The sequence below is a fragment of the Citrobacter sp. Ce006 genome (genome assembly GCF_030336535.1).
GTDB lineage: Bacteria > Pseudomonadota > Gammaproteobacteria > Enterobacterales > Enterobacteriaceae > Citrobacter > Citrobacter europaeus.
Window position 1 is genome coordinate 26,159 of the sequence record NZ_JAOWDO010000071.1, and the last position, 23,575, is coordinate 49,733.

Here is a 23,575-nt window from a genome sequence, read left to right on the forward strand (position 1 = left end):
CCTGGCTTATGACCTTTCACAACCTTGTGCGCGGAATCGGGCACGCAAAATTGAGAAAAAAGATTACTGACGCACCAGACGACCCGTTGCCGGAGTGAAGTCGGTGTTGGTGCGCCATGGGTTAATGTCCAGACCGCCACGTCGCGTGTAGCGCGCGTAGACGCTCAGTTTCTCCGGCTGGCAGAAGCGCAGAATGTCATTGAAAATGCGCTCCACGCACTGCTCGTGAAATTCATTATGGTGGCGGAAGGAGACCAGATAACGCAGCAGCTTCTCCCGGTCGATTTTGCGTCCGCGATACTGAATTTGTATGGAGCCCCAGTCTGGCTGGTGGGTGATCAGGCAGTTAGATTTCAGCAGATGGCTGACCAGCGTCTCTTCCACCGCTTTTTCACCGCTCACGGCGTTTTCCAGATACTCAGTGCTGAACTGGTAGTTATCGATGACGATATCCTGATTATCGATACAGGTGCCGTTAAAGTGGGCAATCGGCTGTCCTTCCAGTTCGTCAAGACGGTACAGCGCCACGCTGACATCGCCCTCAGCACAAGTGCGCAGATCGTTTTCCAGCGTCTGGCGTACCGCTTCCCAGGAGTCAAAACGCGTCTGGTTAAAACTGTTCAGGTACAGCTTAAAGCTTTTCGATTCAATCAGATTTACGCTGGTGTAATCCAGTTCTACATGACCGACTGCGACCTGCGGTAAACCGTTGGCATTCAGCCACGACAGTTCATACAGCGTCCAGATATCGGCACCGTGAAAAGGCAGATTATCGGCCTTTAAATCCAGTGGGTCGCGGTTCAGGCTGCGCGGGACGCCCTGCAGCAGGCTGGCATCGTAATTGTCACGGTAATCCGTTGATTTACCGAGAGTCAGGCCATCAAGCGCCTGATGATTTTCATAAGAGGACATGTTTCACCGTCATAAACCAGATACACTATGCGACAAGTGTATCCTGGCTTTTGTGAAGAGAGAAATCAGTGGACGAATTGACAGCGCAGGCGTTGACAGCCTTTACGACACGTTATTGCGACGCATGGCATGAAAAAAACAACAGCTGGCCGCTCAGTGAAGATCTGTATGGCGTACCTTCTCCGTGCATCATTTCTTCCACAAACGATGCGGTTTACTGGCAACCTCAGCCTTTTGTTGGCGAAAAAAACCTCAACGCGGTTGAACGGGCCTTTGATATCGTGATACAACCTGCGGTTCACCCTTTTTACACCACCCAGTTTGCCGGGGACATGCACGCGCAGTTTGCGGATGAAAAGTTATCGCTGCTGCAAACCTGGAGTGAAGATGACTTCAGGCGCGTTCAGGAAAACCTGATTGGTCATCTGGTCACGCAAAAGCGCCTCAAACTATCGCCTACGCTTTTTATTGCCACACAGGACAATGAGCTCGATGTCATTTCGGTGTGCAATCTGTCCGGTGAAGTGTGCAAAGAAACGCTGGGAACCCGTAAAAGAAAGGTGCTGGCGGCCTCACTTGCGGAATTCCTCACTCAACTTAAGCCAGTTCTGTAATCCAGTTTGCCCTGAACCTTGTGAGAGATCTCTTACAAACCCTGTAGGACATTGCCAGGTAATAAGCGAAGACTTAATCAACGGATAAAATGATAATTCCTTATTATTCAGTTTGTTAATGATTCGATGTCAACTTTCATACGAAAATAATCTTAAGGGTATGTCTGTAAGCGTCTTGTAAGACAAGGCGAAACAGGCGATTCTATATCTGTCGACAAGGAGTCGCACAACGAAGAGAACATCAGGATGATGGCTCTTCGCCAGGACACACCAGGACGGTGTTACAAGGACAGGCTTCAGGATGAAGCAAAGCGGAAAACGCTGGATGCGTTAAAGGACACCTCCAGGACGGAGAATGAGAGCCGGTCAGGATGTTCGGCGGGTCAGGATGGCCAGGACACTTCAGGATGAAGTTTTCACATCGGGGTGATGTGAGCAGGATGCAAAAGTTCAGGATGAACACGGTCGCAAGACCACAGGAAAAGTTGTCACGGATGAGCAGGGAGCACTAAAAGTAGCTGGAATGCTGCGAAACGAACCGGGAGCACTGTTTTTACAGTGCTCCCTTTTTTTATTTCCCTTCACTAGTGCTATTCTTCGCGCCAGATTTTTCATCATTGAGGTTAATTTCATGACGACTCATGACCGTGTGCGCCAGCAGTTACACGCGCTTGAAGCGCTACTGCGTGAACATCATCACTGGCGGATGGATGAGCCTGCAGACCATCTGTTTACCAGCACGCAGCCTTTTTGTATGGATACTATGGAGCCGGTTGAATGGCTGCAATGGGTATTGATTCCCCGCATGCATACGCTGATTGATAACGCGCAGCCGCTTCCACAGGCTTTTGCCGTCGCACCGTATTACGAAATGGCGCTGGCTGCCGATCATCCGCAACGCGACATCCTCCTGACTGCATTGCAGGAGCTGGATGCGCTGTTTACAAGTGATAACACCTGATGCTGGAGATCCTCTATCAGGACGAATGGCTGGTCGCAGTCAATAAACCTTCGGGCTGGTTAGTTCACCGTAGTTGGCTCGACCGGGATGAGAAAGTGGTGGTGATGCAAACGGTACGCGACCAGATTGGTCAGCACGTTTTTACCGCCCACCGACTCGACAGGCCGACCTCCGGCGTGCTGCTGATGGGGTTGTCCAGCGAAGCCGGGCGTTTGTTGTCTCAGCAGTTTGAACACCATCAAATTCAGAAACGCTATCATGCGATTGTGCGTGGCTGGCTGATGGAGGATGCCGTGCTGGATTATCCGTTAGTCGAAGAACTGGATAAGATCGCCGATAAGTTTGCTCGTGATGATAAAGGCCCGCAGCCTGCCGTCACCCATTATCGCGGTCTGGCGACGGTGGAGATGCCGGTAGCGACCGGGCGTTATCCGACTACCCGCTACGGACTGGTGGAGCTGGATCCTAAAACCGGTCGAAAACACCAGCTCAGACGCCATCTGGCACACTTGCGCCATCCAATTATCGGTGACAGCAAGCACGGTGATTTGCGGCAAAACCGCAGCGCCGCAGAGCATTTTGGCTGTCAGCGCCTGATGCTGCACGCCAGCCAGCTTGCGCTGACTCATCCTTTTACCGGCGAACCGCTGGTGATTCGCGCCGGGCTGGATGATGTCTGGATGCAGGCGCTATCACAGTTTGGCTGGCGCGGACTTCTCCCTGAGAATGAAAGGGTTGAGTTCAGCGGGCTGTCAGGTCAGGATGAGCAAATAGATTCTTAAGTCCAGGAGATTACGGTTATGGCGGAAATTGGAATTTTTGTCGGCACGATGTATGGAAACGCACTGCTGGTTGCCGAAGAGGCCGAAGCGATTTTGACGGCGCAGGGTCATAAAGCCACGGTGTTCGAAGATCCGGAGCTCAGCGACTGGCAGGCATATCAGGATAAATATGTGCTGGTCGTGACCTCAACGACCGGGCAGGGCGATCTGCCGGATAGCATTGTGCCGCTGTTTCAGGGAATCAAAGATAATCTCGGTTTCCAGCCAAATCTGCATTACGGGGTCATTGCGCTGGGCGACAGTAGCTACGTTAATTTTTGCAATGGCGGTAAGCAGTTCGATGCGCTGTTGCAGGAGCAAAGCGCTCAACGCGTAGGTGAAATGCTGCTGATTGACGCCAGCGAACATCCTGAACCGGAAAGCGAATCTAATCCCTGGGTAGAAAACTGGGGAACCTTGCTTAAATAACCCTTCGCCTGCACGGGCATTCAATCCCCATTTGAACCGTAGGCCGGGTCTGGCGCAGCCGCCACCCGGCAATAAAACCCCAATTACGTGAACTAACTTCCACTGCTTTGGGCTTATGCCCCAAACAACTTCTCACTGCCTCTCTAATGTTGTGTTCATGCACGGTGAGGGTCAGTGGCACTCCTTCATATACTTTTCCCGTCAGTTCCCGAAAAGGCAGCGAGTCAGAATAAAACGGCCCTGAGCTGTACCAAAACTGCCACACACTAACCTCTCATTCTGATCACCCTACAGGTGCTGTACAGAATGAACTGGCGACAGCCAAGATTCAGGAGTGCAACAATGAGTTCATTAAGTCAGGCGGCGAGCAGCGCGGAAAAACGCACTAACGCTCGCTACTGGATAGTGGTGATGCTGTTTATCGTCACATCCTTCAACTACGGCGATCGCGCCACCTTATCCATTGCCGGTTCGGAGATGGCCAAAGACATTGGCCTGGATGCCGTAGGTATGGGGTATGTATTCTCCGCTTTCTCATGGGCCTATGTTATCGGCCAGATCCCCGGCGGCTGGCTGCTCGACCGCTTCGGTTCAAAACGCGTCTACTTCTGGTCCATCTTTATCTGGTCCATGTTTACTCTGCTGCAGGGCTTCGTTGATATCTTCAGCGGCTTCGGCATTATCGTTGCGCTGTTTACCCTGCGCTTCCTCGTGGGGCTAGCTGAAGCACCCTCCTTCCCCGGCAACAGTCGGATTGTGGCGGCGTGGTTCCCTGCGCAGGAAAGGGGCACGGCGGTCGCTATCTTTAACTCTGCGCAATACTTTGCCACCGTTATCTTCGCGCCAATCATGGGGTGGCTGACTCACGAAGTGGGCTGGTCGCACGTGTTCTTCTTTATGGGCGGTCTTGGGATTGTTATCAGCTTTATCTGGCTGAAGGTGATTCATGAACCGAATCAGCATCCGGGTGTAAACCAAAAAGAGCTGGAGTACATTGCCGAAGGCGGGGCGCTGATCAACATGGATCAGGCGGCCGCCAAAGCCAAAGTACCGTTCAGCGTGAAGTGGGGGCAGATCAAGCAACTGTTGGGTTCACGGATGATGATCGGTATTTACATCGGCCAATACTGCATAAACGCGTTGACCTACTTCTTTATCACCTGGTTCCCGGTTTATCTGGTACAGGCGCGGGGCATGTCGATTTTGAAAGCCGGTTTTGTTGCCTCGGTCCCGGCCATATGCGGATTCGCAGGCGGCGTGCTCGGCGGCATTATTTCCGACTGGCTGATGCGCCGTACCGGCTCGCTAAATATCGCCCGTAAAACGCCAATCGTGCTGGGTATGCTGTTGTCGATGGTGATGGTGTTCTGTAACTACGTCAACGTGGAGTGGATGATCATCGGCTTTATGGCGCTGGCCTTCTTCGGTAAAGGCATCGGTGCGTTGGGATGGGCGGTGATGGCGGATACCGCGCCAAAAGAGATCAGCGGTCTGAGCGGCGGTCTGTTCAATATGTTTGGCAACATCTCCGGGATTGTCACGCCAATTGCTATCGGCTACATCGTAGGGACCACCGGCTCATTTAACGGCGCGTTGATTTACGTCGGGGTGCATGCGCTGATTGCGGTAGTGAGCTATCTGGTGCTGGTGGGTGATATTAAACGTATCGAACTGAAACCTGTCGCAGGACAATGATGATGACAACACAATCGAGTCCCGTTATTACCGATATGAAGGTCATCCCGGTGGCCGGGCATGACAGCATGCTGCTCAATATAGGCGGGGCGCATAACGCATACTTTACCCGCAATATCGTGGTGCTCACCGATAACGCCGGCAATACCGGGGTTGGTGAAGCGCCGGGCGGTGAAGTGATTTATCAGACGCTGGTTGAGGCGATTCCACAAGTGTTAGGCCAGGAGGTCGCACGCCTGAATAAGGTGGTTCAGCAGGTGCATAAAGGCAATCAGGCCGCTGATTTTGACACTTTCGGCAAAGGCGCCTGGACCTTTGAACTACGGGTCAACGCGGTGGCGGCGCTGGAAGCCGCGCTGCTCGACCTGCTGGGCAAGGCGCTGAACGTGCCGGTCTGTGAATTGTTAGGGCCTGGCAAACAGCGCGATGCGGTCACCGTGCTCGGCTATCTGTTCTATGTAGGCGATCGCAGCAAAACCGATCTGCCGTATCTGGAAAGCACGCCGGGTAACCATGAGTGGTATCACCTGCGTCACCAGCAAGCGATGAACAGTGAGGCGGTGGTGCGTCTGGCTCAGGCTTCGCAGGATCGCTACGGTTTTAAAGATTTCAAACTTAAAGGCGGCGTGCTGCCTGGCGAGCAGGAAATCGACACCGCTCGCGCGTTGAAAAAATGCTTCCCGGATGCGCGTATTACGGTCGATCCCAACGGCGCCTGGCTGCTGGATGAAGCCATCTCTCTGTGTAAAGGGCTGAACGATGTTCTGACCTACGCCGAAGATCCGTGCGGCGCTGAACAGGGTTTTTCGGGGCGTGAAGTGATGGCCGAGTTCCGCCGCGCGACCGGTCTGCCGATAGCAACGAACATGATAGCCACCAACTGGCGTGAGATGGGCCATGCGGTGATGCTGAACTCAGTAGATATTCCGCTGGCCGATCCGCATTTCTGGACCCTTTCCGGCGCGGTGCGCGTGGCACAGTTATGCGATGACTGGGGACTGACCTGGGGCTGCCACTCGAACAATCATTTTGATATTTCATTGGCGATGTTCACTCACGTCGGCGCCGCCGCGCCGGGCAACCCGACGGCTATCGACACCCACTGGATCTGGCAGGAGGGAGATTGTCGCCTGACCAAAAATCCGCTGGAGATTAAAAACGGAAAAATTGCGGTACCCGACGCGCCCGGCCTGGGCGTGGAACTGGACTGGGAACAGGTACAAAAAGCGCATGAAGCCTATAAGGCGCTGCCCGGCGGCGCGCGTAATGACGCAGGCCCAATGCAGTATCTGATCCCCGGATGGACTTTTGACCGTAAACGTCCTGTTTTCGGCCGCCACTAATTTTGAATAAGGACTTAATCATGAGCGCACAATTTACTACTCCCGTCGTGACTTCCATGCAGGTTATTCCGGTGGCAGGCCATGACAGCATGCTGATGAACCTGAGCGGCGCACATGCCCCGTTCTTCACGCGTAATATTGTAATTATTAAAGATAACTCCGGTCATACCGGCGTGGGTGAGATACCCGGCGGCGAAAAAATTCGTCAGACCCTGGAAGATGCCATTCCGCTGGTTGTAGGCAAAACGTTAGGCGAATACAAAAACGTACTGAATGCGGTCCGCAATACCTTTGCCGATCGTGATGCCGGTGGACGTGGTTTGCAGACCTTCGATTTACGTACCACTATTCATGTGGTTACCGGGATCGAAGCGGCCATGTTGGATCTGCTGGGCCAGCATCTGGGCGTCAACGTCGCTTCATTGCTGGGCGAAGGCCAACAGCGTAGCGAAGTTGAAATGTTGGGTTACCTGTTCTTCGTCGGCAACCGCAACGCGACACCGCTGCCGTATCAGAGCCAACCGGATGAGAAATGCGACTGGTATCGCCTGCGTCATGAAGAGGCGATGACCCCGGATGCAGTGGTGCGCCTGGCGGAAGCGGCGTATGAGAAATATGGTTTCAACGACTTCAAGCTGAAAGGCGGCGTATTGGCCGGAGAAGAAGAAGCGGAATCTATTGTGGCGCTGGCGAAACGCTTTCCACAGGCGCGCGTCACGCTCGATCCCAATGGCGCATGGTCGTTAAATGAAGCGATTAAAATTGGTAAGTACCTGAAAGGAACTCTGGCTTATGCGGAAGATCCTTGCGGCGCTGAGCAGGGGTTCTCTGGTCGTGAAGTCATGGCGGAATTCCGTCGTGCAACCGGTCTGCCGACCGCCACCAACATGATCGCCACCGACTGGCGTCAGATGGGGCATACGCTGTCGTTACAGTCCGTGGATATCCCGCTGGCGGACCCGCACTTCTGGACCATGCAAGGGTCGGTTCGTGTGGCGCAGATGTGCCATGAGTTTGGGTTGACCTGGGGCTCGCACTCTAACAACCACTTTGATATTTCGCTGGCGATGTTTACGCATGTCGCGGCGGCGGCTCCGGGCAAAATTACCGCGATCGATACGCACTGGATCTGGCAGGAAGGCAATCAACGCCTGACCAAAGAGCCATTTGAAATCAAAGGCGGCATGGTACAGGTACCGGCGAAACCGGGTCTGGGCGTGGAGCTGGATATGGATCAGGTCATGAAAGCTCACGAGTTGTATCAGCAACATGGGCTGGGGGCGCGTGATGATGCGATGGGGATGCAGTATCTGATCCCGAACTGGACGTTTGATAATAAGCGTCCGTGCATGGTACGCTAAGCGAGCTGGGACCGCTCCCATGAAGGGGCGGTTTTTATCCTGGTATATGCTTAACACAGTCAACATGCGTAAGGATGCTTTATGAAAATAGTAATCGCACCGGATTCCTATAAGGAAAGTTTGAGTGCGCTTGAAGTGGCAACGGCTATTGAGCTGGGATTTCGTGAGATCTGGCCTGAGGCGGATTACGTGAAAATCCCAGTCGCGGACGGCGGTGAAGGAACGGTCGAAGCGATGGTTGCCGCAACGCAAGGCCACCTTGTGCATGTTGATGTTACCGGCCCTCTGGGCAACACAATTCAGGCATTTTATGGTTTGTCCGGTGATGAGCGGTCGGCGTTTATCGAAATGGCGGCCGCCAGCGGACTGGAGCAGGTTCCTGCTGATTTACGCGATCCGTTGAAAACCACCTCCTGGGGAACCGGGGAGCTAATCCGCCATGCGCTGGACGCTGGCGTTGAGCATATCATTATTGGGATTGGCGGTAGCGCCACCAATGATGGCGGTGCCGGGATGGTGCAAGCGCTGGGAGCTAAATTGCTGGATGCGCAAAATAACGATATTGCTCATGGCGGGGCTGGCCTCGAATCGCTCGCCCGGATTGATATCTCTCAGTTAGACCAACGACTTGCCGCGTGTCGTATTGAAGTGGCCTGCGACGTGACTAATCCGTTGACCGGTGAAGAGGGGGCCTCTGCGGTATTTGGCCCGCAAAAAGGGGCAACGCCGGAGATGATTACCCGCCTTGATCGGGCGCTCACGCACTATGCCCAACTCATTGCCCGCGATCTGGACATCAACGTGCTGGAGCTGGCGGGCGGTGGCGCGGCTGGCGGCATGGGGGCGGCGCTGTATGCGTTTTGTGGCGCACAGCTACGCTGCGGTATTGAGGTGGTGACGGATGCGTTACACCTCGACGACTGCGTTGCGGATGCGGACTTAGTGGTCACGGGCGAAGGACGTATCGACAGCCAGACCATTCACGGTAAGGTTCCGGTTGGCGTAGCGAAGGTGGCAAAGCGTTACAATAAACCGGTTATCGGCATTGCCGGTAGCCTGACGGCCGATGTTGGTGTGGTACACGAGCATGGGCTGGATGCGGTTTTCAGCGTCATCTATACCATTTGTACGCTGGATGAAGCGCTAAAGAACGCGAGCGAGAACGTGCGAATGACGGCGAGAAACGTGGCTGCAACGCTCAAAGCAGGGCAACAATTACGCTGAATTGTTAGCCGCATTCGGCGATGTGCCCGATGCGCGACGCTTATCGGGCCTACGGTAAACAGCGAAACCTGTAGGCCGGATAAGGCGTTTACGCCGCATCCGGCGAATATCACCCCAATATCCGTTTCGCTTCGCGTGCAACGTTGTCCATTTCATCCAGAAGCTCTAAAAACTCAGGCTCCAGCTCTTCTTCTTTGGTTCCGCTACGTAATTGCTGCTCAATAAGCTGACACAGGTTTTTCATACGGGGAACGCCGCTATAGCCGCAGCTGCCGTGCAGCTTGTGGATCATATCTACCAGCCCTTCCGGGTTTTCACCTACCAGCTGTTCTTCAATTCTGTTCCGCACTTCGGGCAGAAAATCGAGCAGCATTTGCAGCATGTCGCGCGCCAAATCGTTTTTACCTGCGGCTTGTCTTAATGCCAGTTGCCAGTCGAGTGTGGTATTTGGATTGACGACCGGCTCAACAGGTTCAACCGCGAGCGCCCGAAGCGATGAGCTTGCGCCGGGTTTGTAGCGTAACAGCAGATTATGCAGCTTATCTTCTTCGATAGGCTTCGCCAGGTAATCGTTCATCCCGGCGCTGAGCAGCTTCTCTTTCTGCCCAGCCATGGCATGCGCGGTGACCGCAATGACCGGCGTCTGCTGTTGATGAGGAAGCTGGTGGATCAGTTCGCAGGCGCGAATACCGTCCATGTCTGGCATTTGAATATCCATCAGGATCAGATCAAACTGCATCTGTTTGGCGCGATCCACTGCCTGATGTCCGCTGTCGCAGAGCACCACGTGCTGCACTTTATCTTCCAGCAGTGCGCCAATCAGCTTGAGGTTCGCCGGGTTGTCGTCCACCGCCATGACGGTCATCGCGATTTTGCTCTCGTCTAACAGCAGCGGATCTGCGCGGTGGTTCAACTCACAATACTCTGTCAGCGCAGGCAGTAAGCGGGTTGAGGTGAGAGGTTTCAACAGACACGCCGCCGCGCCGCCTTGTTTTAACTTCTCTGCGTTAATCTGCGCATGGCAAGGCAGGGCCAGTAACAAAAAGTCGGTCATCGCCGCAGCGCTTGCCAACCGCTCATGCTGCATGGTGAGCGGTTCGCGTAACGTGACCGGAATGCCGAGCAGCAGAATATCGTAGTGATCCTTCGGCAGCCCGGAGAACGAAGGGCTGTAAATCACCTCCAGCGGCGTTTCACTCAAGATATCTAACGTGCATTGCGCGGCTGTGGCGTTAGGTTCGACGTAGGCCAGTCGTTTACCGGCCAGACAGAGCGTGGTTGAGCGATCAACGAGAACGTTAGGATTGAGATCGAGGCTGATATGGAACCAGAACGTGGATCCCCGGTTCGGTTGGCTGTGGAAGGAGATATCCCCGCCCATTTCGTTGACCAGTTTTTGCGTAATCACCAAACCCAGCCCCGTCCCGCCGTGGCGTCGGGAAATACTGGCATCCGCCTGGCGGAAGGCCTGGAACAGGCGTGACTGATCGCGCTCAGGGATACCAATCCCGGTATCGCGGATTTGTACTTCAATCTGCACTTTCGTGTTACTGAGGGCGCGTTTCTCAACCAGAATATCGATATTGCCGCCTTCGGTAAATTTGATGGCATTGCCGACCAGGTTAGTGATCACCTGCTGTAAGCGCAGCGGGTCGCCGATGACGTTGTCCGGCACGTCATTCTTAATATTCAGCGTCAGCTCAAGTCCTTTATCATGGGATGAGTGCGCTAACAGCGTGACGACGTCATCCAGCGTGCTGCGCAGCGGGAACGGGATGCTTTCCAGAATCAGCTTGCCGGCCTCCAGTTTGGAGAAGTCGAGCACATCATTGATGATGGCCAGCAGATTATTGGCCGAACGCTCAATCGTATTCAGGTGATCGCGCTGTGTGGTATTGAGCTCGGTTTTTAGCGTCAGACGGGTGAAGCCAATCACACCATTCAGCGGGGTACGCAGCTCGTGCGACATGTTAGCCAGAAACTCAGACTTAATACGCGCCGCTTCCTGGGCGCGTTTCTTCGCCAAATCCAGTTCGACGTTCTGGATTTCCATCTGCTCCAGGGTTTCGCGCAGATCAGAGGTGGCCTGATCGATGTTGTGCTGCATCTCTTCATGGTAAGCCGCGAGAGACATCGCCATCGAGTTGATGCCATTTTTGAGCATATCCAGCTCGCCCAGCATGAAACCTTCCACGCGGCTGTCGAGCTGTCCTCTACGTATTCGGTCAACGGTATTCACCATATTGCGAATCGGGCCGGTCACGTCGCGCATCAGACGCCAGCCAAAAATTAGCGCAATACCGATGCAAAACAACATCATTACGCTGGAGATAAAGATCTCTTTATACTGCTGCAATCGCACTGACTTGAGGTCCAGCTCAAGCGCCACGTACCCCAGCATGTTTTGCGTATTTTTGGCGTCGCTGACGGCGGATTCATCCGGCGAATAGCTTTCCGATATAATGGGTGTTCGCAGGATCATGATATCCCCGAGCCGGGTGACGCTCAGCTTACGGGGGAATGGTGAACCCGTCGCCAACTGCATTTCAGACGGATCGAGATGAAAATTGGATGTGACGAACAGTCGGTTGTTCTCGTCATAGACAGAAATTGCCCGCACGATATCGGAATGGCGACGATGCAGCACGCTGATAAGTTGGCCGATGGATTCCCTGTTTTGCAGGTTCATGCCATATTCGCTGGAAACCGCGAGTGGCTCAATGATGCTGGCGCCAGCATCTTCCAGTTGACGCTGCAAGTCGTTATAGCGATGCACAACAAAAAAGATACTGAGCAGCAAACCAATCAGGACGGTCGGGGCCAGGATCAGAATCATCATGCGTGCGCGCAGGCTGTAGTTGGTCATGGAGTTCCGTTATGGGACAATTAGGGTCACACTGTTAAATAGAGAAATATCTCGTCGATGGCGCAATTCTACTCTGCAAAACGACGCGTGACGACGCGTCAGATCATAACCGTTACCGTCAATGACCTTGATCCTTTCGGTCAGGGCGTCGCTCGCCACGACGGAAAGGCGTTGTTTATACCGGAATTGCTGCCTCAGGAAAGCGCCGAGGTAGTCATTACCGAAGATAAAAAACAGTTCGCCCGCGCGCAAGTAAAACGACGTTTAAACGACAGCCCGCAGCGTGAAGTGCCACGTTGTCCGCATTTTGGCGTGTGTGGCGGTTGCCAGCAACAGCATGCCAGCATCTCGTTGCAGCAGCGTAGCAAAAGCGCGGCGTTGTCGCGTTTAATGAAATGTGAAGTGTCGGATGTTATAGCTGATACCCCGTGGGGCTATCGTCGTCGTGCCAGGTTAAGCCTGAACTATCGGCCAAAAGAACAAAAGTTGCAGATGGGATTCCGCAAATCCGGCTCCAGCGACATTATTGATGTCAAACAATGCCCTATTTTGGTGCCCCAGCTTGACGCGTTATTGCCCCACATCAGGGCATGCCTGGAAAGTCTGCAAGGGTTACGCCATCTTGGTCATGTCGAGCTGGTGCAGGCAGGGAGCGGAACCCTGATGATTTTACGCCACACGGCGCCTTTGAGTGCGGCGGATAAAGAAAAACTGGAATGCTTTTCGCATTCTCAGGGGCTGTCTATGTTTCTGGCCCCGCAAAGCGAGATACTGGAATCATTATCAGAAGAATCGCCCTGGTATGACTCAAATGGGCTACGGTTAACCTTCAGCCCGCGTGATTTTATTCAGGTCAACGAAGGGGTAAACCAACAAATGGTTGCCCGTGCGCTGGAATGGCTCGATGTGCAACCAGAAGATCGCGTACTCGATCTGTTCTGCGGAATGGGAAATTTTACCCTGCCGCTGGCCACCCGGGCAGCAAGCGTGGTGGGCGTGGAAGGGGTGCCTGCGCTGGTGGAAAAAGGCCGTGAAAACGCGCTGAATAACGGTTTGCACAATGTGACATTCTTTCATGAAAACCTTGAGGAAGATGTTACCCGGCAGCCATGGGCGAAAAACGGATTCGACAAAGTATTGCTCGATCCTGCGCGTGCGGGGGCTGCAGGTGTGATGCAACATATTATAAAATTGGAACCTATACGCGTTGTTTATGTATCCTGTAATCCGGCAACGCTGGCTCGTGACAGCGACGCTTTGCTCAATGCGGGATATGCCATACGGCGACTGGCGATGCTCGATATGTTCCCGCACACTGGACACCTGGAATCAATGGTCCTGTTTGAGCGTATGTAATGAATTTTGTACCCATTGAATTTCGGGTTGTAACGCAGCATGAAAGACAATGGGTATGGCTTGTCGACTTCGACAGGCCTGGCCCCTTAAGGAGAGGACAATGGTTGCGGTAAGAAGTGCACATATAAATAAAGCTGGTGAGTTTGATCCAAAGAAATGGATCGCGAGTCTGGGGATCTCCAGCCAGCAGTCGTGTGAACGCTTAGCCGAAACCTGGGCGTACTGCCAGCAGCAGACACAGGGTCACCCTGATGCGGAGCTGCTGCTGTGGCGTGGCGTGGAGATGGTAGAAATACTCTCCATGTTGAGCATGGATATCGACACGCTGCGCGCAGCAATGCTGTTCCCTCTGGCAGATGCCAACGTGGTCAGTGAAGACATCCTGCGCGAGAGCGTGGGTAAATCCATTGTTCATCTTATCCACGGCGTGCGGGATATGGCGGCAATACGCCAGCTTAAAGCCACGCATACCGATTCAGTCTCTTCCGAGCAGGTCGATAACGTCCGCCGCATGCTGCTGGCTATGGTGGACGATTTTCGCTGCGTGGTCATCAAGCTGGCGGAGCGGATTGCCCATCTGCGAGAAGTGAAAGACGCGCCGGAAGATGAACGCGTTCTGGCGGCAAAAGAGTGCACCAATATCTATGCGCCGCTGGCCAACCGTTTGGGCATTGGGCAGTTAAAATGGGAGCTGGAAGATTACTGCTTCCGTTACCTGCACCCGGCTGAATACAAACGTATAGCCAAGCTGCTGCATGAACGTCGTATCGACAGGGAGCATTACATCGATGAGTTCGTCGGTCATTTGCGCTCAGAGATGAAAACGGAAGGCGTCAAAGCCGAAGTGTACGGACGTCCGAAACACATCTACAGCATCTGGCGCAAAATGCAGAAAAAGCAGTTAGCCTTCGATGAACTGTTCGATGTGCGCGCGGTGCGTATCGTGGCCGAGCGTCTACAGGACTGCTACGCCGCGTTGGGGATAGTACATACTCACTATCGCCATCTGCCGGATGAGTTCGATGATTACGTTGCTAATCCGAAACCTAACGGCTACCAGTCAATCCATACGGTTGTACTGGGGCCGGGCGGGAAAACCATCGAAATTCAGATCCGTACCAAACAGATGCACGAAGATGCCGAACTGGGCGTCGCGGCACACTGGAAATACAAAGAGGGCACCGTTTCAGGCGCGGCGCGTTCTGGTCATGAAGATCGTATTGCATGGCTGCGTAAGCTGATCGCCTGGCAGGAAGAGATGGCGGATTCCGGTGAAATGCTGGATGAAGTCCGCAGCCAGGTCTTTGATGATCGCGTGTACGTCTTTACGCCAAAAGGTGATGTTGTGGACTTACCGGCGGGCTCCACGCCGCTCGATTTTGCTTACCACATTCACAGCGATGTGGGACACCGTTGCATTGGCGCGAAAATTGGCGGACGCATTGTACCGTTTACCTACCAGTTGCAGATGGGCGATCAAATTGAAATTATCACCCAGAAGCAGCCAAACCCAAGCCGCGACTGGTTGAACCCTAACCTCGGCTACGTGACCACCAGTCGTGGGCGCTCGAAGATCCACGCCTGGTTCCGTAAACAGGACCGCGACAAAAACATCCTTGCTGGCCGTCAGATCCTTGACGATGAGCTCGCGCATTTAGGCATTAGCCTGAAAGAAGCGGAAAAACACCTGCTGCCGCGCTACAGCTTCAATGAGCTGGAGGAGTTGCTGGCAGCGATTGGCGGGGGCGATATCCGCCTCAACCAGATGGTGAACTTCCTGCAGGCGCAGTTTAATAAGCCAAGCGCTGCCGAACAGGATGCCGCCGCGCTGAAACAGCTTCAGCAGAAAACGCAGGCGCCGCAGAGCCGCCGTAAAGACGACGGTCGCGTGGTGGTTGAAGGGGTGGGTAACCTGATGCACCACATCGCGCGCTGCTGCCAGCCGATTCCTGGCGATGAAATTGTCGGTTTTATCACTCAGGGCCGCGGTATTTCCGTACACCGGGCGGATTGCGAACAGCTGACTGAGCTGCGCTCGCATGCGCCGGAACGTATTGTTGATGCAGTTTGGGGCGAAAGCTACTCGGCAGGATATTCGCTGGTGGTTCGCGTCCAGGCGAACGATCGCAGCGGCTTATTGCGTGATATCACCACGATCCTTGCCAACGAGAAGGTGAACGTACTGGGGGTTGCCAGCCGGAGTGATACCAAACAACAGCTTGCTACCATCGATATGACCATCGAAATCTATAACCTGCAGGTGCTCGGTCGCGTGCTTGGCAAGCTGAACCAGGTACCGGACGTGATCGACGCACGTCGTCTGCACGGTAATTAATTATTTTGTAGGCCGGATAATCTTGTAGGCCTGATAAAACGCGTTAGCGTTGCCATCAGGCATTGCCATGTTGCCGGATGTAGGCTATCGCCTTATCCGGCCTACCGTATTGAAATTTCAGGATATTCCAATGAATCAAATCGACCGACTGCTCGGTATTATGCAGCGCCTGCGCGACCCGGAAAACGGCTGTCCGTGGGACAAAGAGCAGACATTTGCCACTATTGCCCCTTACACCCTCGAAGAAACTTATGAAGTGCTGGACGCGATTGCGCGAGAAGATTTCGACGACCTGCGTGGAGAGTTGGGTGATCTGCTGTTCCAGGTGGTGTTTTACGCCCAGATGGCGCAGGAAGAAGGGCGCTTCAACTTTGATGATATCTGTGCTGCGATAAGCGATAAGCTTGAACGCCGCCACCCGCATGTTTTTGCGGATGTTTCTGCCAGTAACAGCACTGAGGTATTGACCCGCTGGGAGCAAATCAAAAGCGAAGAACGCGCCGAGAAGGCGCAGCATTCCGCGCTCGACGATATCCCCCGTAGTTTACCGGCATTAATGCGCGCCCAAAAAATCCAGAAACGTTGCTCAAATGTTGGATTCGACTGGAAAACATTAGGGCCGGTTGTCGACAAGGTTTACGAAGAGATCGACGAAGTCATGTTTGAGGCGAAGCAGGCTGTTGTCGACCAGGCTAAACTGGAGGAGGAAATGGGCGATCTGCTGTTTGCTACGGTCAATATGGCCCGGCATTTAGGCACCAAAGCAGAGACCGCATTGCAAAAAGCGAACGAGAAATTTGAGCGGCGTTTTCGTGAGGTTGAGCGAATTGTGGCTGCTCGCGGTCTGGAAATGACTGGTGTTGATCTGGAAACTATGGAAGAAGTCTGGCAACAGGTAAAACGGCAGGAAATTGATCTCTAAGGGATTTCGTCGGTCAAGGGCGATTTGTGTGATTTTTTAAATAACAAGCGCTTGATTTACGTCAAAAACATTTACCCAAAAGAGGCTATTTTCTCTTCCCGTTATGTTGATGAAACACCTTGTATACTGCCTCTTCGAGTGATTCGAGTCGCAACAAGGCGGCGACTGAAAGAATCCTCAGGAACATAGAAATGCTATGTGACTGGGGTGAGTGAAGGAAGCCAACACCGGTGCGGCTTGAAGAACGAAGGAGAGGGAATAATGAAAGTTTGTGGCGCTCGTCATGTTCGGGTATACTACTTTCCCGTCTTGGTAATTCCATCGTTTCACCCTAACTTCTCAGGTCCAGCATGACAACGAACTATATTTTTGTGACCGGCGGGGTCGTATCCTCTCTGGGAAAAGGCATTGCCGCAGCCTCCCTGGCAGCCATTCTTGAAGCCCGTGGCCTCAATGTGACCATGATGAAACTGGATCCGTACATCAACGTCGATCCAGGTACTATGAGCCCAATCCAACACGGGGAAGTGTTCGTTACCGAAGACGGCGCTGAAACCGACCTGGACCTGGGTCACTATGAGCGTTTCATCCGTACTAAAATGAGCCGCCGCAACAACTTCACCACGGGTCGTATTTATTCCGACGTTCTGCGTAAAGAACGCCGTGGCGACTACCTGGGCGCTACCGTTCAGGTTATCCCGCACATCACGAATGCGATTAAAGAACGCGTTCTGGAAGGCGGCGAAGGTCATGATGTTGTTCTGGTCGAAATCGGCGGAACCGTTGGGGATATCGAATCTCTGCCGTTCCTTGAAGCGATTCGCCAGATGGCCGTAGAAATTGGCCGTGAGCACACGCTGTTTATGCATCTGACGCTGGTTCCGTACATGGCGGCGGCAGGTGAAGTCAAAACTAAACCGACCCAGCACTCGGTAAAAGAGCTGCTTTCTATCGGTATTCAGCCAGATATCCTGATTTGCCGCTCCGATCGCGCAGTTCCGGCTAATGAACGTGCGAAAATTGCATTGTTCTGTAACGTTCCGGAAAAAGCGGTGATTTCTCTGAAAGATGTCGATTCCATCTATAAAATTCCGGGCCTGTTGAAATCCCAGGGCCTTGACGATTATATTTGTAAACGATTCAGCTTGAACTGTCCGGAAGCTAATCTGTCAGAATGGGAACAGGTTATCTATGAAGAAGCGAATCCGGCAGGCGAAGTGACTATCGGTATGGTTGGCAAGTACATTGAACTGCCAGATGCCTATAAGTCAGTTATCGAAGCGCTGAAGCACGGTGGTCTGAAGAATCGTGTCACCGTCAATATCAAGCTGATCGATTCGCAAGATGTTGAAACGCGCGGCGTTGAGATCCTGAAAGGTCTTGATGCAATCCTGATCCCTGGCGGCTTCGGCTACCGTGGCGTTGAAGGTAAAATCGCGACGGCGCGCTTTGCGCGTGAGAACAATATTCCTTATCTGGGCATTTGCCTGGGTATGCAGGTTGCGTTGATTGAGTTTGCACGTAACGTAGTAGGTATGGACAACGCCAACTCCACGGAATTTGTGCCAGACTGTAAGTACCCAGTGGTGGCCCTGATTACCGAATGGCGCGATGAAGACGGCAACGTCGAAGTCCGTACCGAGAAGAGCGATCTGGGTGGCACAATGCGCCTTGGCGCGCAGCAGTGTCAGTTGGACGATGAGAGTCTGGTGCGTAAGTTATATGGTACGCCGACTATCGTTGAACGCCATCGCCACCGTTACGAAGTCAACAATATGCTGTTGAAACAGATTGAAGCTGCGGGTCTGCGTATTGCAGGCCGTTCCGGTGATGATCAGTTGGTCGAGATCATTGAGGTACCGAATCATCCGTGGTTCGTGGCCTGTCAGTTCCACCCGGAATTTACTTCCACGCCACGTGATGGGCACCCGCTGTTTGCCGGCTTTGTGAAAGCCGCCAGTGAACATCAGAAGCGTCAGGCGAAGTAAGAAGTAAATAAGTTAGAACGGCAATGCACCCATTCGGGTGCATTGTTTGTCTGGAGTTTTAGTTTAACTTGTACTGAGGAAAATCTAATGTCCAAAATCGTTAAAATCATCGGTCGTGAAATCATCGACTCCCGTGGTAACCCGACTGTTGAAGCCGAAGTACACCTGGAAGGTGGTTTCGTTGGTATGGCAGCAGCTCCGTCAGGTGCTTCTACTGGTTCCCGCGAAGCACTGGAACTGCGCGATGGCGACAAATCTCGTTTCATGGGTAAAGGCGTACTGAAAGCTGTTGCAGCTGTTAACGGCCCAATTGCTCAGGCTCTGCTGGGTAAAGATGCTAAAGATCAGGCTGGCATCGACAAGATCATGATCGATCTGGACGGTACTGAAAACAAATCCAACTTCGGTGCAAACGCCATCCTGGCTGTGTCCCTGGCGAACGCCAAAGCAGCAGCTGCTGCTAAAGGCCTGCCGCTGTATGCACACATCGCTGAACTGAACGGTACTCCGGGTAAATACTCCATGCCGGTTCCGATGATGAACATCATCAACGGTGGTGAGCACGCTGACAACAACGTCGACATCCAGGAATTCATGATTCAGCCGGTTGGCGCTAAGACTCTGAAAGAAGCCGTTCGTATGGGTTCTGAAGTGTTCCACAACCTGGCTAAAGTTCTGAAAGCTAAAGGTATGAACACTGCTGTTGGTGACGAAGGCGGCTACGCGCCGAACCTGGGTTCCAACGCTGAAGCTCTGGCTGTAATCGCTGAAGCGGTAAAAGCAGCTGGCTACGAGCTGGGCAAAGACATCACCCTGGCGATGGACTGTGCAGCTTCTGAATTCTACAAAGACGGTAAATACGTTCTGGCTGGCGAAGGCAACAAAGCATTCACCTCCGAAGAATTCACCCACTTCCTGGAAGAACTGACCAAACAGTACCCGATCGTGTCCATCGAAGATGGTCTGGACGAGTCTGACTGGGACGGTTTTGCATACCAGACTAAAGTACTGGGCGACAAAATCCAGCTGGTTGGTGACGATCTGTTCGTAACCAACACCAAGATCCTGAAAGAAGGCATCGAAAAAGGCATCGTTAACTCCATCCTGATCAAATTCAACCAGATCGGTTCTCTGACCGAAACTCTGGCTGCGATCAAAATGGCGAAAGACGCTGGCTACACTGCTGTCATCTCTCACCGTTCTGGCGAAACTGAAGACGCTACCATCGCTGACCTGGCTGTTGGTACCGCTGCAGGCCAGATCAAAACAGGTTCTATGAGCCGTTCTGACCGCGTTGCTAAATACAACCAGCTGATTCGTATCGAAGAAGCTCTGGGTGAACAAGCACCGTACAACGGTCGTAAAGAGATCAAAGGCCAGGCGTAATCCTGTTCTTTAGCTCTTAACGTAAAAACCCGCTGCGGCGGGTTTTTTTATGTCTTTAAAGCAGCAGTGGTAAGGTCGCGCTGGCGGTTTGCTGGCTCACATCACTGTACTTTTCATCCAGCGCAATCAGCGATGTGGTGAGCAGTTCTACCAACAGCATCACTCCCACCTTGGCGTTTAGCGCGCCAGCACTCAACGGACCCTCAGGTTTGGCTGCGACCAGTTGAATATCACTCAGCGAAGCCAACGGGCTGCGCGGCGTATTACTCAACGCCAGCACGCGCACGCCTTGCTTACGCGCCAGTTTAACGACGTGCAGCAGATCGCGCGTCGAGCCAGAACTGGAAATCGCTACCACGATCGTGTCTTTGTTAAGCGTCGTGGCATTCATGGCTGCACGATGCATGTCGCTGAACAATTGTGCAGGTTTGCCGAGACGCAGGAGTTTGTAATGTAAATACTCCCCCAGAATGGCACTGGCCGCTACGCCATAAATCTGTACTGACTGAGCCTGATGCAACGCAAGGGCGGCGGCTTCAAGTAATGTCCTGTCGAGTAACTTTGCAGTGTCCTGCAATGCTTGCACCGATTCATTGACCACATTGTCAATTTCATCCCCGCAGTGCTCTACCGGCTGTTCTTGCTGGAGATCGAGTGCCAGCGCCATCTTGAATTCGTTGTAGCCCTTACACCCCAGCGTACGGCACAGACGCGTAACGCTCGCCTCGCTGGTGTCGCTTTCACGCGCCAGTTCGGTAATCGTCAGGTAGACAACTTTTGCCGGATCGCTGAGTACAAACTCTCCCAGCTTCTGCTGTGTTCGGCTATATCCGTCAACGCTCTGGCGCAATCTCAGCAGCAGGTTTTCATTTTCTGACATGCAAAATCCTTAATGCGTTTCTCTGCTGATAGTGTGGCGGAAAGCAGGGGAGAGATGCCAGTCATTTTAAAAAAGTATGATCGGCTTCCTGGATTTTGATGATAATTTTCACTTTTAAAAATTAATATGGTAAAAATTTTCATCATCAATCGGGGAGATGAAAAAATGATGCAAATGTTTAGCGGCGCCTCGTCGGGGGCATGGTTTGAAAAGGCACAGCGGTTCGGCAAATCGTTCATGTTGCCGATTGCGGTATTGCCCGCCGCGGGGCTGTTGCTAGGGATCGGCGGCGCGCTGTCGAATCCAAACACATTGACGGCTTATCCGTTTTTGGACGTTGACTGGTTACAGGCAATCTTCACAATCATGACCAGCGCAGGTTCTATTGTATTTGCCAACCTGTCGGTGCTCTTTGCGGTGGGTGTCGCAGTAGGACTGGCGAAAACGGATAAAGGCACCGCCGGGCTTGCGGCATTGCTGGCATTTCTGGTGATGAATGCCACCATTAATGCCTTATTGACGCTCAACGGAACGCTGGCACACGAAAATCCCGGTGCCGTAGGCCAGGGGATGACGCTGGGCATTCAGACGCTGGAAACAGGTGTGTTTGGTGGGGTGGTGATTGGCCTGGTTACCTGTGCGCTGCATGGCCGTTTCAATAAAGTCTCACTCCCTCAGTTCCTTGGTTTCTTCAGCGGCTCGCGCTTTGTGCCGATTATTAGCTCCCTTGCCGCGATAGTCGTGGGGGCGGTCATGACGGTGGTTTGGCCGCATTTCCAGAAACTTATTTTTGGACTGGGTGGTCTGGTTGATGCGACAGGCTATCTGGGGACGCTGCTGTACGGCTTCATCCTGCGTATGCTCGGCCCATTGGGTTTACACCATATCTTTTATTTGCCCTTCTGGACGACGGCGCTGGGCGGGAGCGAAATCGTCAACGGCCAGTTAGTTGAAGGTACGCAGCGGATTTTCTTTGCCCAACTTGCCGATCCGAATACGCAGCAGTTCTATGCGGGCACCTCGCGCTTTATGTCCGGGCGCTTCATCACCATGATGTTTGGCCTGCTTGGTGCATGCCTGGCGATGTACCATACTGCCAGGCCGGAGAACAGAAAGCTTGTTGCTGGCCTGCTGTTGTCTGCGGCCCTGACCTCTTTCCTGACGGGGATCACTGAGCCTATCGAGTTCTCATTTCTGTTTGTGGCGCCCGTGTTATACGTCATTCACGCCTTCTTCGATGGTCTGGCGTTTATGATGGCTCATATTTTACATATCACTATTGGGCAAACCTTTTCGGGTGGGCTTATCGATTTCCTCCTTTTCGGCGTGCTACAGGGGGAAGCGAAAACCAACTGGATGTACGTCCCCCTGGTGGGGGTACCGTGGTTCTTTCTTTACTACTTCACCTTCCGCTATTTGATTAACCGCTTTAACTGGCTAACGCCTGGCCGTGAAAACGCAACTCCGATGGAATCCAGCCTGCCGCAAAGTGAGCGAGCAGCGGCAGTGATCGCCGGGCTGGGAGGCAAAGATAATCTGGAAGAGGTGGACTGTTGCGCCACACGCTTACGCGTGACGGTGAAAGAGAGCAGCAAGGTAGATGAAGCGACGCTGAAAGCGACCGGAGCGCGTGGCGTAATTATTCGCGGTAACGGTGTTCAGGTGATTTATGGCCCGCATGTCACCATCATTAAAAACGAAGTCGAAGAGATCTTATCGTAATGAAAACTGTACTGGATTCCCTAAAAGGTAAATTAATCGTCTCCTGTCAGGCGCTGGAAAATGAGCCCCTGCACAGTTCGTTTATAATGTCGCGTATGGCGCTGGCGGCAGCCCAGGGCGGTGCGGTAGGTATCCGTGCGAACAGTGTGGTGGATATTCGCGCGATCAAAGAGAGCGTCTCCCTGCCGGTGATTGGGATTATTAAGCGCGATTATCCGGGCAGTGATGTGTTTATTACGGCTACTCTACGGGAAGTGGATGAGCTAATGACAGTTGGACCGGAAATTATTGCTCTGGATGCGACAGCGCGCCCGCGCCCTGGTGGACAAACGCTGGAAGAGCTGGTCACGCAAATCCGTGCTCGATACCCGTCCGTACTGCTGATGGCGGATATCGCCACCGTAAACGAGGCGGTGACAGCTGAGCGTCTGGGTTTTGACTGCGTGGGCACCACGCTTTACGGCTATACCGCTGACACTGCCGGGCATGTGCTGGCGGAAAACGACTGTGGTTTTTTACGTGAGGTATTGGCTGCGGTCAGCATACCGGTCGTAGCGGAAGGAAACGTCGATACCCCGGAACGCGCCGCACGTTGTCTGGCATTAGGCGCTCATACCGTGGTGGTTGGGGGGGCTATAACGCGTCCGCAGCAGATAACGGCACGCTTTGTCGCGGCGATCGCCTCGTAAAGCATCGATGGGGCATGATACTTTGGCGGGGATCTGCGATAATTATCGTTTATCCCCATATTGAGAGCGCT

At 53.2% G+C, this 23,575-nt stretch carries 18 protein-coding genes; 15 read left to right on the forward strand and 3 right to left on the reverse strand.

Annotated elements, in window-relative coordinates:
* Nucleotides 1–63 precede the first annotated feature (63 nt).
* Nucleotides 64–912 (reverse strand): NADPH-dependent 7-cyano-7-deazaguanine reductase QueF, encoded by an 849-nt coding sequence (gene queF / locus OGV94_RS13435; protein ID WP_043017408.1) that lies wholly within the window; start codon nucleotides 910–912, stop codon nucleotides 64–66.
* 68 nt (nucleotides 913–980) lie between these two features.
* On the opposite strand from queF, the gene syd reads away from it, so the two are divergent.
* The 8 genes from syd (at nucleotide 981) to OGV94_RS13475 (ending at nucleotide 9,360) form a co-directional block, all read left to right on the forward strand.
* Nucleotides 981–1,526 carry a SecY-interacting protein gene (gene syd / locus OGV94_RS13440; RefSeq protein WP_286523552.1) on the forward strand — a complete coding sequence of 182 codons (546 nt, stop codon included), beginning with the start codon at nucleotides 981–983 and terminating at the stop codon, nucleotides 1,524–1,526.
* A gap of 631 nt (nucleotides 1,527–2,157) precedes the next feature.
* Nucleotides 2,158–2,487, forward strand: a complete 330-nt coding sequence (locus OGV94_RS13445) for a YqcC family protein (protein ID WP_047413389.1) — start codon at nucleotides 2,158–2,160, stop codon at nucleotides 2,485–2,487.
* Nucleotides 2,487–3,269, forward strand: a complete 783-nt coding sequence (gene truC, locus OGV94_RS13450; RefSeq protein ID WP_043017406.1) for a tRNA pseudouridine(65) synthase TruC — start codon at nucleotides 2,487–2,489, stop codon at nucleotides 3,267–3,269. The genes OGV94_RS13445 and truC overlap by 1 nt, the downstream gene beginning before the upstream one ends.
* 18 nt (nucleotides 3,270–3,287) lie before the next feature.
* On the forward strand, nucleotides 3,288–3,737 hold the full coding sequence (locus tag OGV94_RS13455; protein ID WP_003034096.1) for a flavodoxin: 450 nt from the start codon (nucleotides 3,288–3,290) through the stop codon (nucleotides 3,735–3,737).
* Between the two features lie 342 nt (nucleotides 3,738–4,079).
* Nucleotides 4,080–5,432 carry a galactarate/glucarate/glycerate transporter GudP gene (gene gudP / locus OGV94_RS13460; protein ID WP_003034105.1) on the forward strand — a complete coding sequence of 451 codons (1,353 nt, stop codon included), beginning with the start codon at nucleotides 4,080–4,082 and terminating at the stop codon, nucleotides 5,430–5,432.
* Nucleotides 5,433–5,434: 2 nt separating this feature from the next.
* The gene (locus tag OGV94_RS13465) at nucleotides 5,435–6,775 is read left to right on the forward strand and encodes an enolase C-terminal domain-like protein (RefSeq protein ID WP_075145693.1); all 1,341 of its coding nucleotides are present in this window, start codon (nucleotides 5,435–5,437) and stop codon (nucleotides 6,773–6,775) included.
* A gap of 20 nt (nucleotides 6,776–6,795) precedes the next feature.
* On the forward strand, nucleotides 6,796–8,136 hold the full coding sequence (gene gudD / locus OGV94_RS13470; protein WP_043017404.1) for a glucarate dehydratase: 1,341 nt from the start codon (nucleotides 6,796–6,798) through the stop codon (nucleotides 8,134–8,136).
* Nucleotides 8,137–8,217: 81 nt separating this feature from the next.
* Nucleotides 8,218–9,360 (forward strand): glycerate kinase, encoded by a 1,143-nt coding sequence (locus OGV94_RS13475; protein ID WP_047409042.1) that lies wholly within the window; start codon nucleotides 8,218–8,220, stop codon nucleotides 9,358–9,360.
* Nucleotides 9,361–9,469: 109 nt separating this feature from the next.
* On the opposite strand, the gene barA is transcribed toward OGV94_RS13475, so the two are convergent.
* Nucleotides 9,470–12,226, reverse strand: a complete 2,757-nt coding sequence (barA, locus tag OGV94_RS13480; RefSeq protein ID WP_047409044.1) for a two-component sensor histidine kinase BarA — start codon at nucleotides 12,224–12,226, stop codon at nucleotides 9,470–9,472.
* A gap of 57 nt (nucleotides 12,227–12,283) precedes the next feature.
* Here barA and rlmD point away from each other — a divergent pair, with 57 nt between their 5' ends.
* The 5 genes from rlmD (at nucleotide 12,284) to eno (ending at nucleotide 20,213) form a co-directional block, all read left to right on the forward strand.
* Nucleotides 12,284–13,582, forward strand: coding sequence for a 23S rRNA (uracil(1939)-C(5))-methyltransferase RlmD (rlmD, locus tag OGV94_RS13485; protein ID WP_100194789.1), 1,299 nt, complete (start codon nucleotides 12,284–12,286; stop codon nucleotides 13,580–13,582).
* Nucleotides 13,583–13,682: 100 nt separating this feature from the next.
* Entirely contained in the window at nucleotides 13,683–15,917 is a 2,235-nt protein-coding gene (relA, locus tag OGV94_RS13490; RefSeq protein WP_043017400.1) for a GTP diphosphokinase, read from the forward strand.
* A 130-nt stretch (nucleotides 15,918–16,047) separates the two neighbouring features.
* Nucleotides 16,048–16,839 (forward strand): nucleoside triphosphate pyrophosphohydrolase, encoded by a 792-nt coding sequence (gene mazG, locus OGV94_RS13495; RefSeq protein ID WP_043017399.1) that lies wholly within the window; start codon nucleotides 16,048–16,050, stop codon nucleotides 16,837–16,839.
* A 350-nt stretch (nucleotides 16,840–17,189) separates the two neighbouring features.
* On the forward strand, nucleotides 17,190–18,827 hold the full coding sequence (pyrG, locus tag OGV94_RS13500) for a glutamine hydrolyzing CTP synthase (RefSeq protein WP_043017398.1): 1,638 nt from the start codon (nucleotides 17,190–17,192) through the stop codon (nucleotides 18,825–18,827).
* A gap of 87 nt (nucleotides 18,828–18,914) precedes the next feature.
* Nucleotides 18,915–20,213 carry a phosphopyruvate hydratase gene (eno, locus tag OGV94_RS13505; RefSeq protein WP_003034129.1) on the forward strand — a complete coding sequence of 433 codons (1,299 nt, stop codon included), beginning with the start codon at nucleotides 18,915–18,917 and terminating at the stop codon, nucleotides 20,211–20,213.
* 55 nt (nucleotides 20,214–20,268) lie between these two features.
* Here eno and OGV94_RS13510 read toward each other — a convergent pair whose 3' ends face one another.
* Entirely contained in the window at nucleotides 20,269–21,093 is an 825-nt protein-coding gene (locus tag OGV94_RS13510; protein WP_043017397.1) for a MurR/RpiR family transcriptional regulator, read from the reverse strand.
* A gap of 165 nt (nucleotides 21,094–21,258) precedes the next feature.
* On the opposite strand from OGV94_RS13510, the gene OGV94_RS13515 reads away from it, so the two are divergent.
* A complete protein-coding gene (locus OGV94_RS13515) occupies nucleotides 21,259–22,815 on the forward strand; it encodes a maltose/glucose-specific PTS transporter subunit IIC (protein ID WP_075146365.1) in 1,557 nt (518 codons plus the stop codon).
* Nucleotides 22,815–23,504 (forward strand): N-acetylmannosamine-6-phosphate 2-epimerase, encoded by a 690-nt coding sequence (locus OGV94_RS13520; RefSeq protein WP_047409050.1) that lies wholly within the window; start codon nucleotides 22,815–22,817, stop codon nucleotides 23,502–23,504. The genes OGV94_RS13515 and OGV94_RS13520 overlap by 1 nt, the downstream gene beginning before the upstream one ends.
* Nucleotides 23,505–23,575 lie beyond the last annotated feature (71 nt).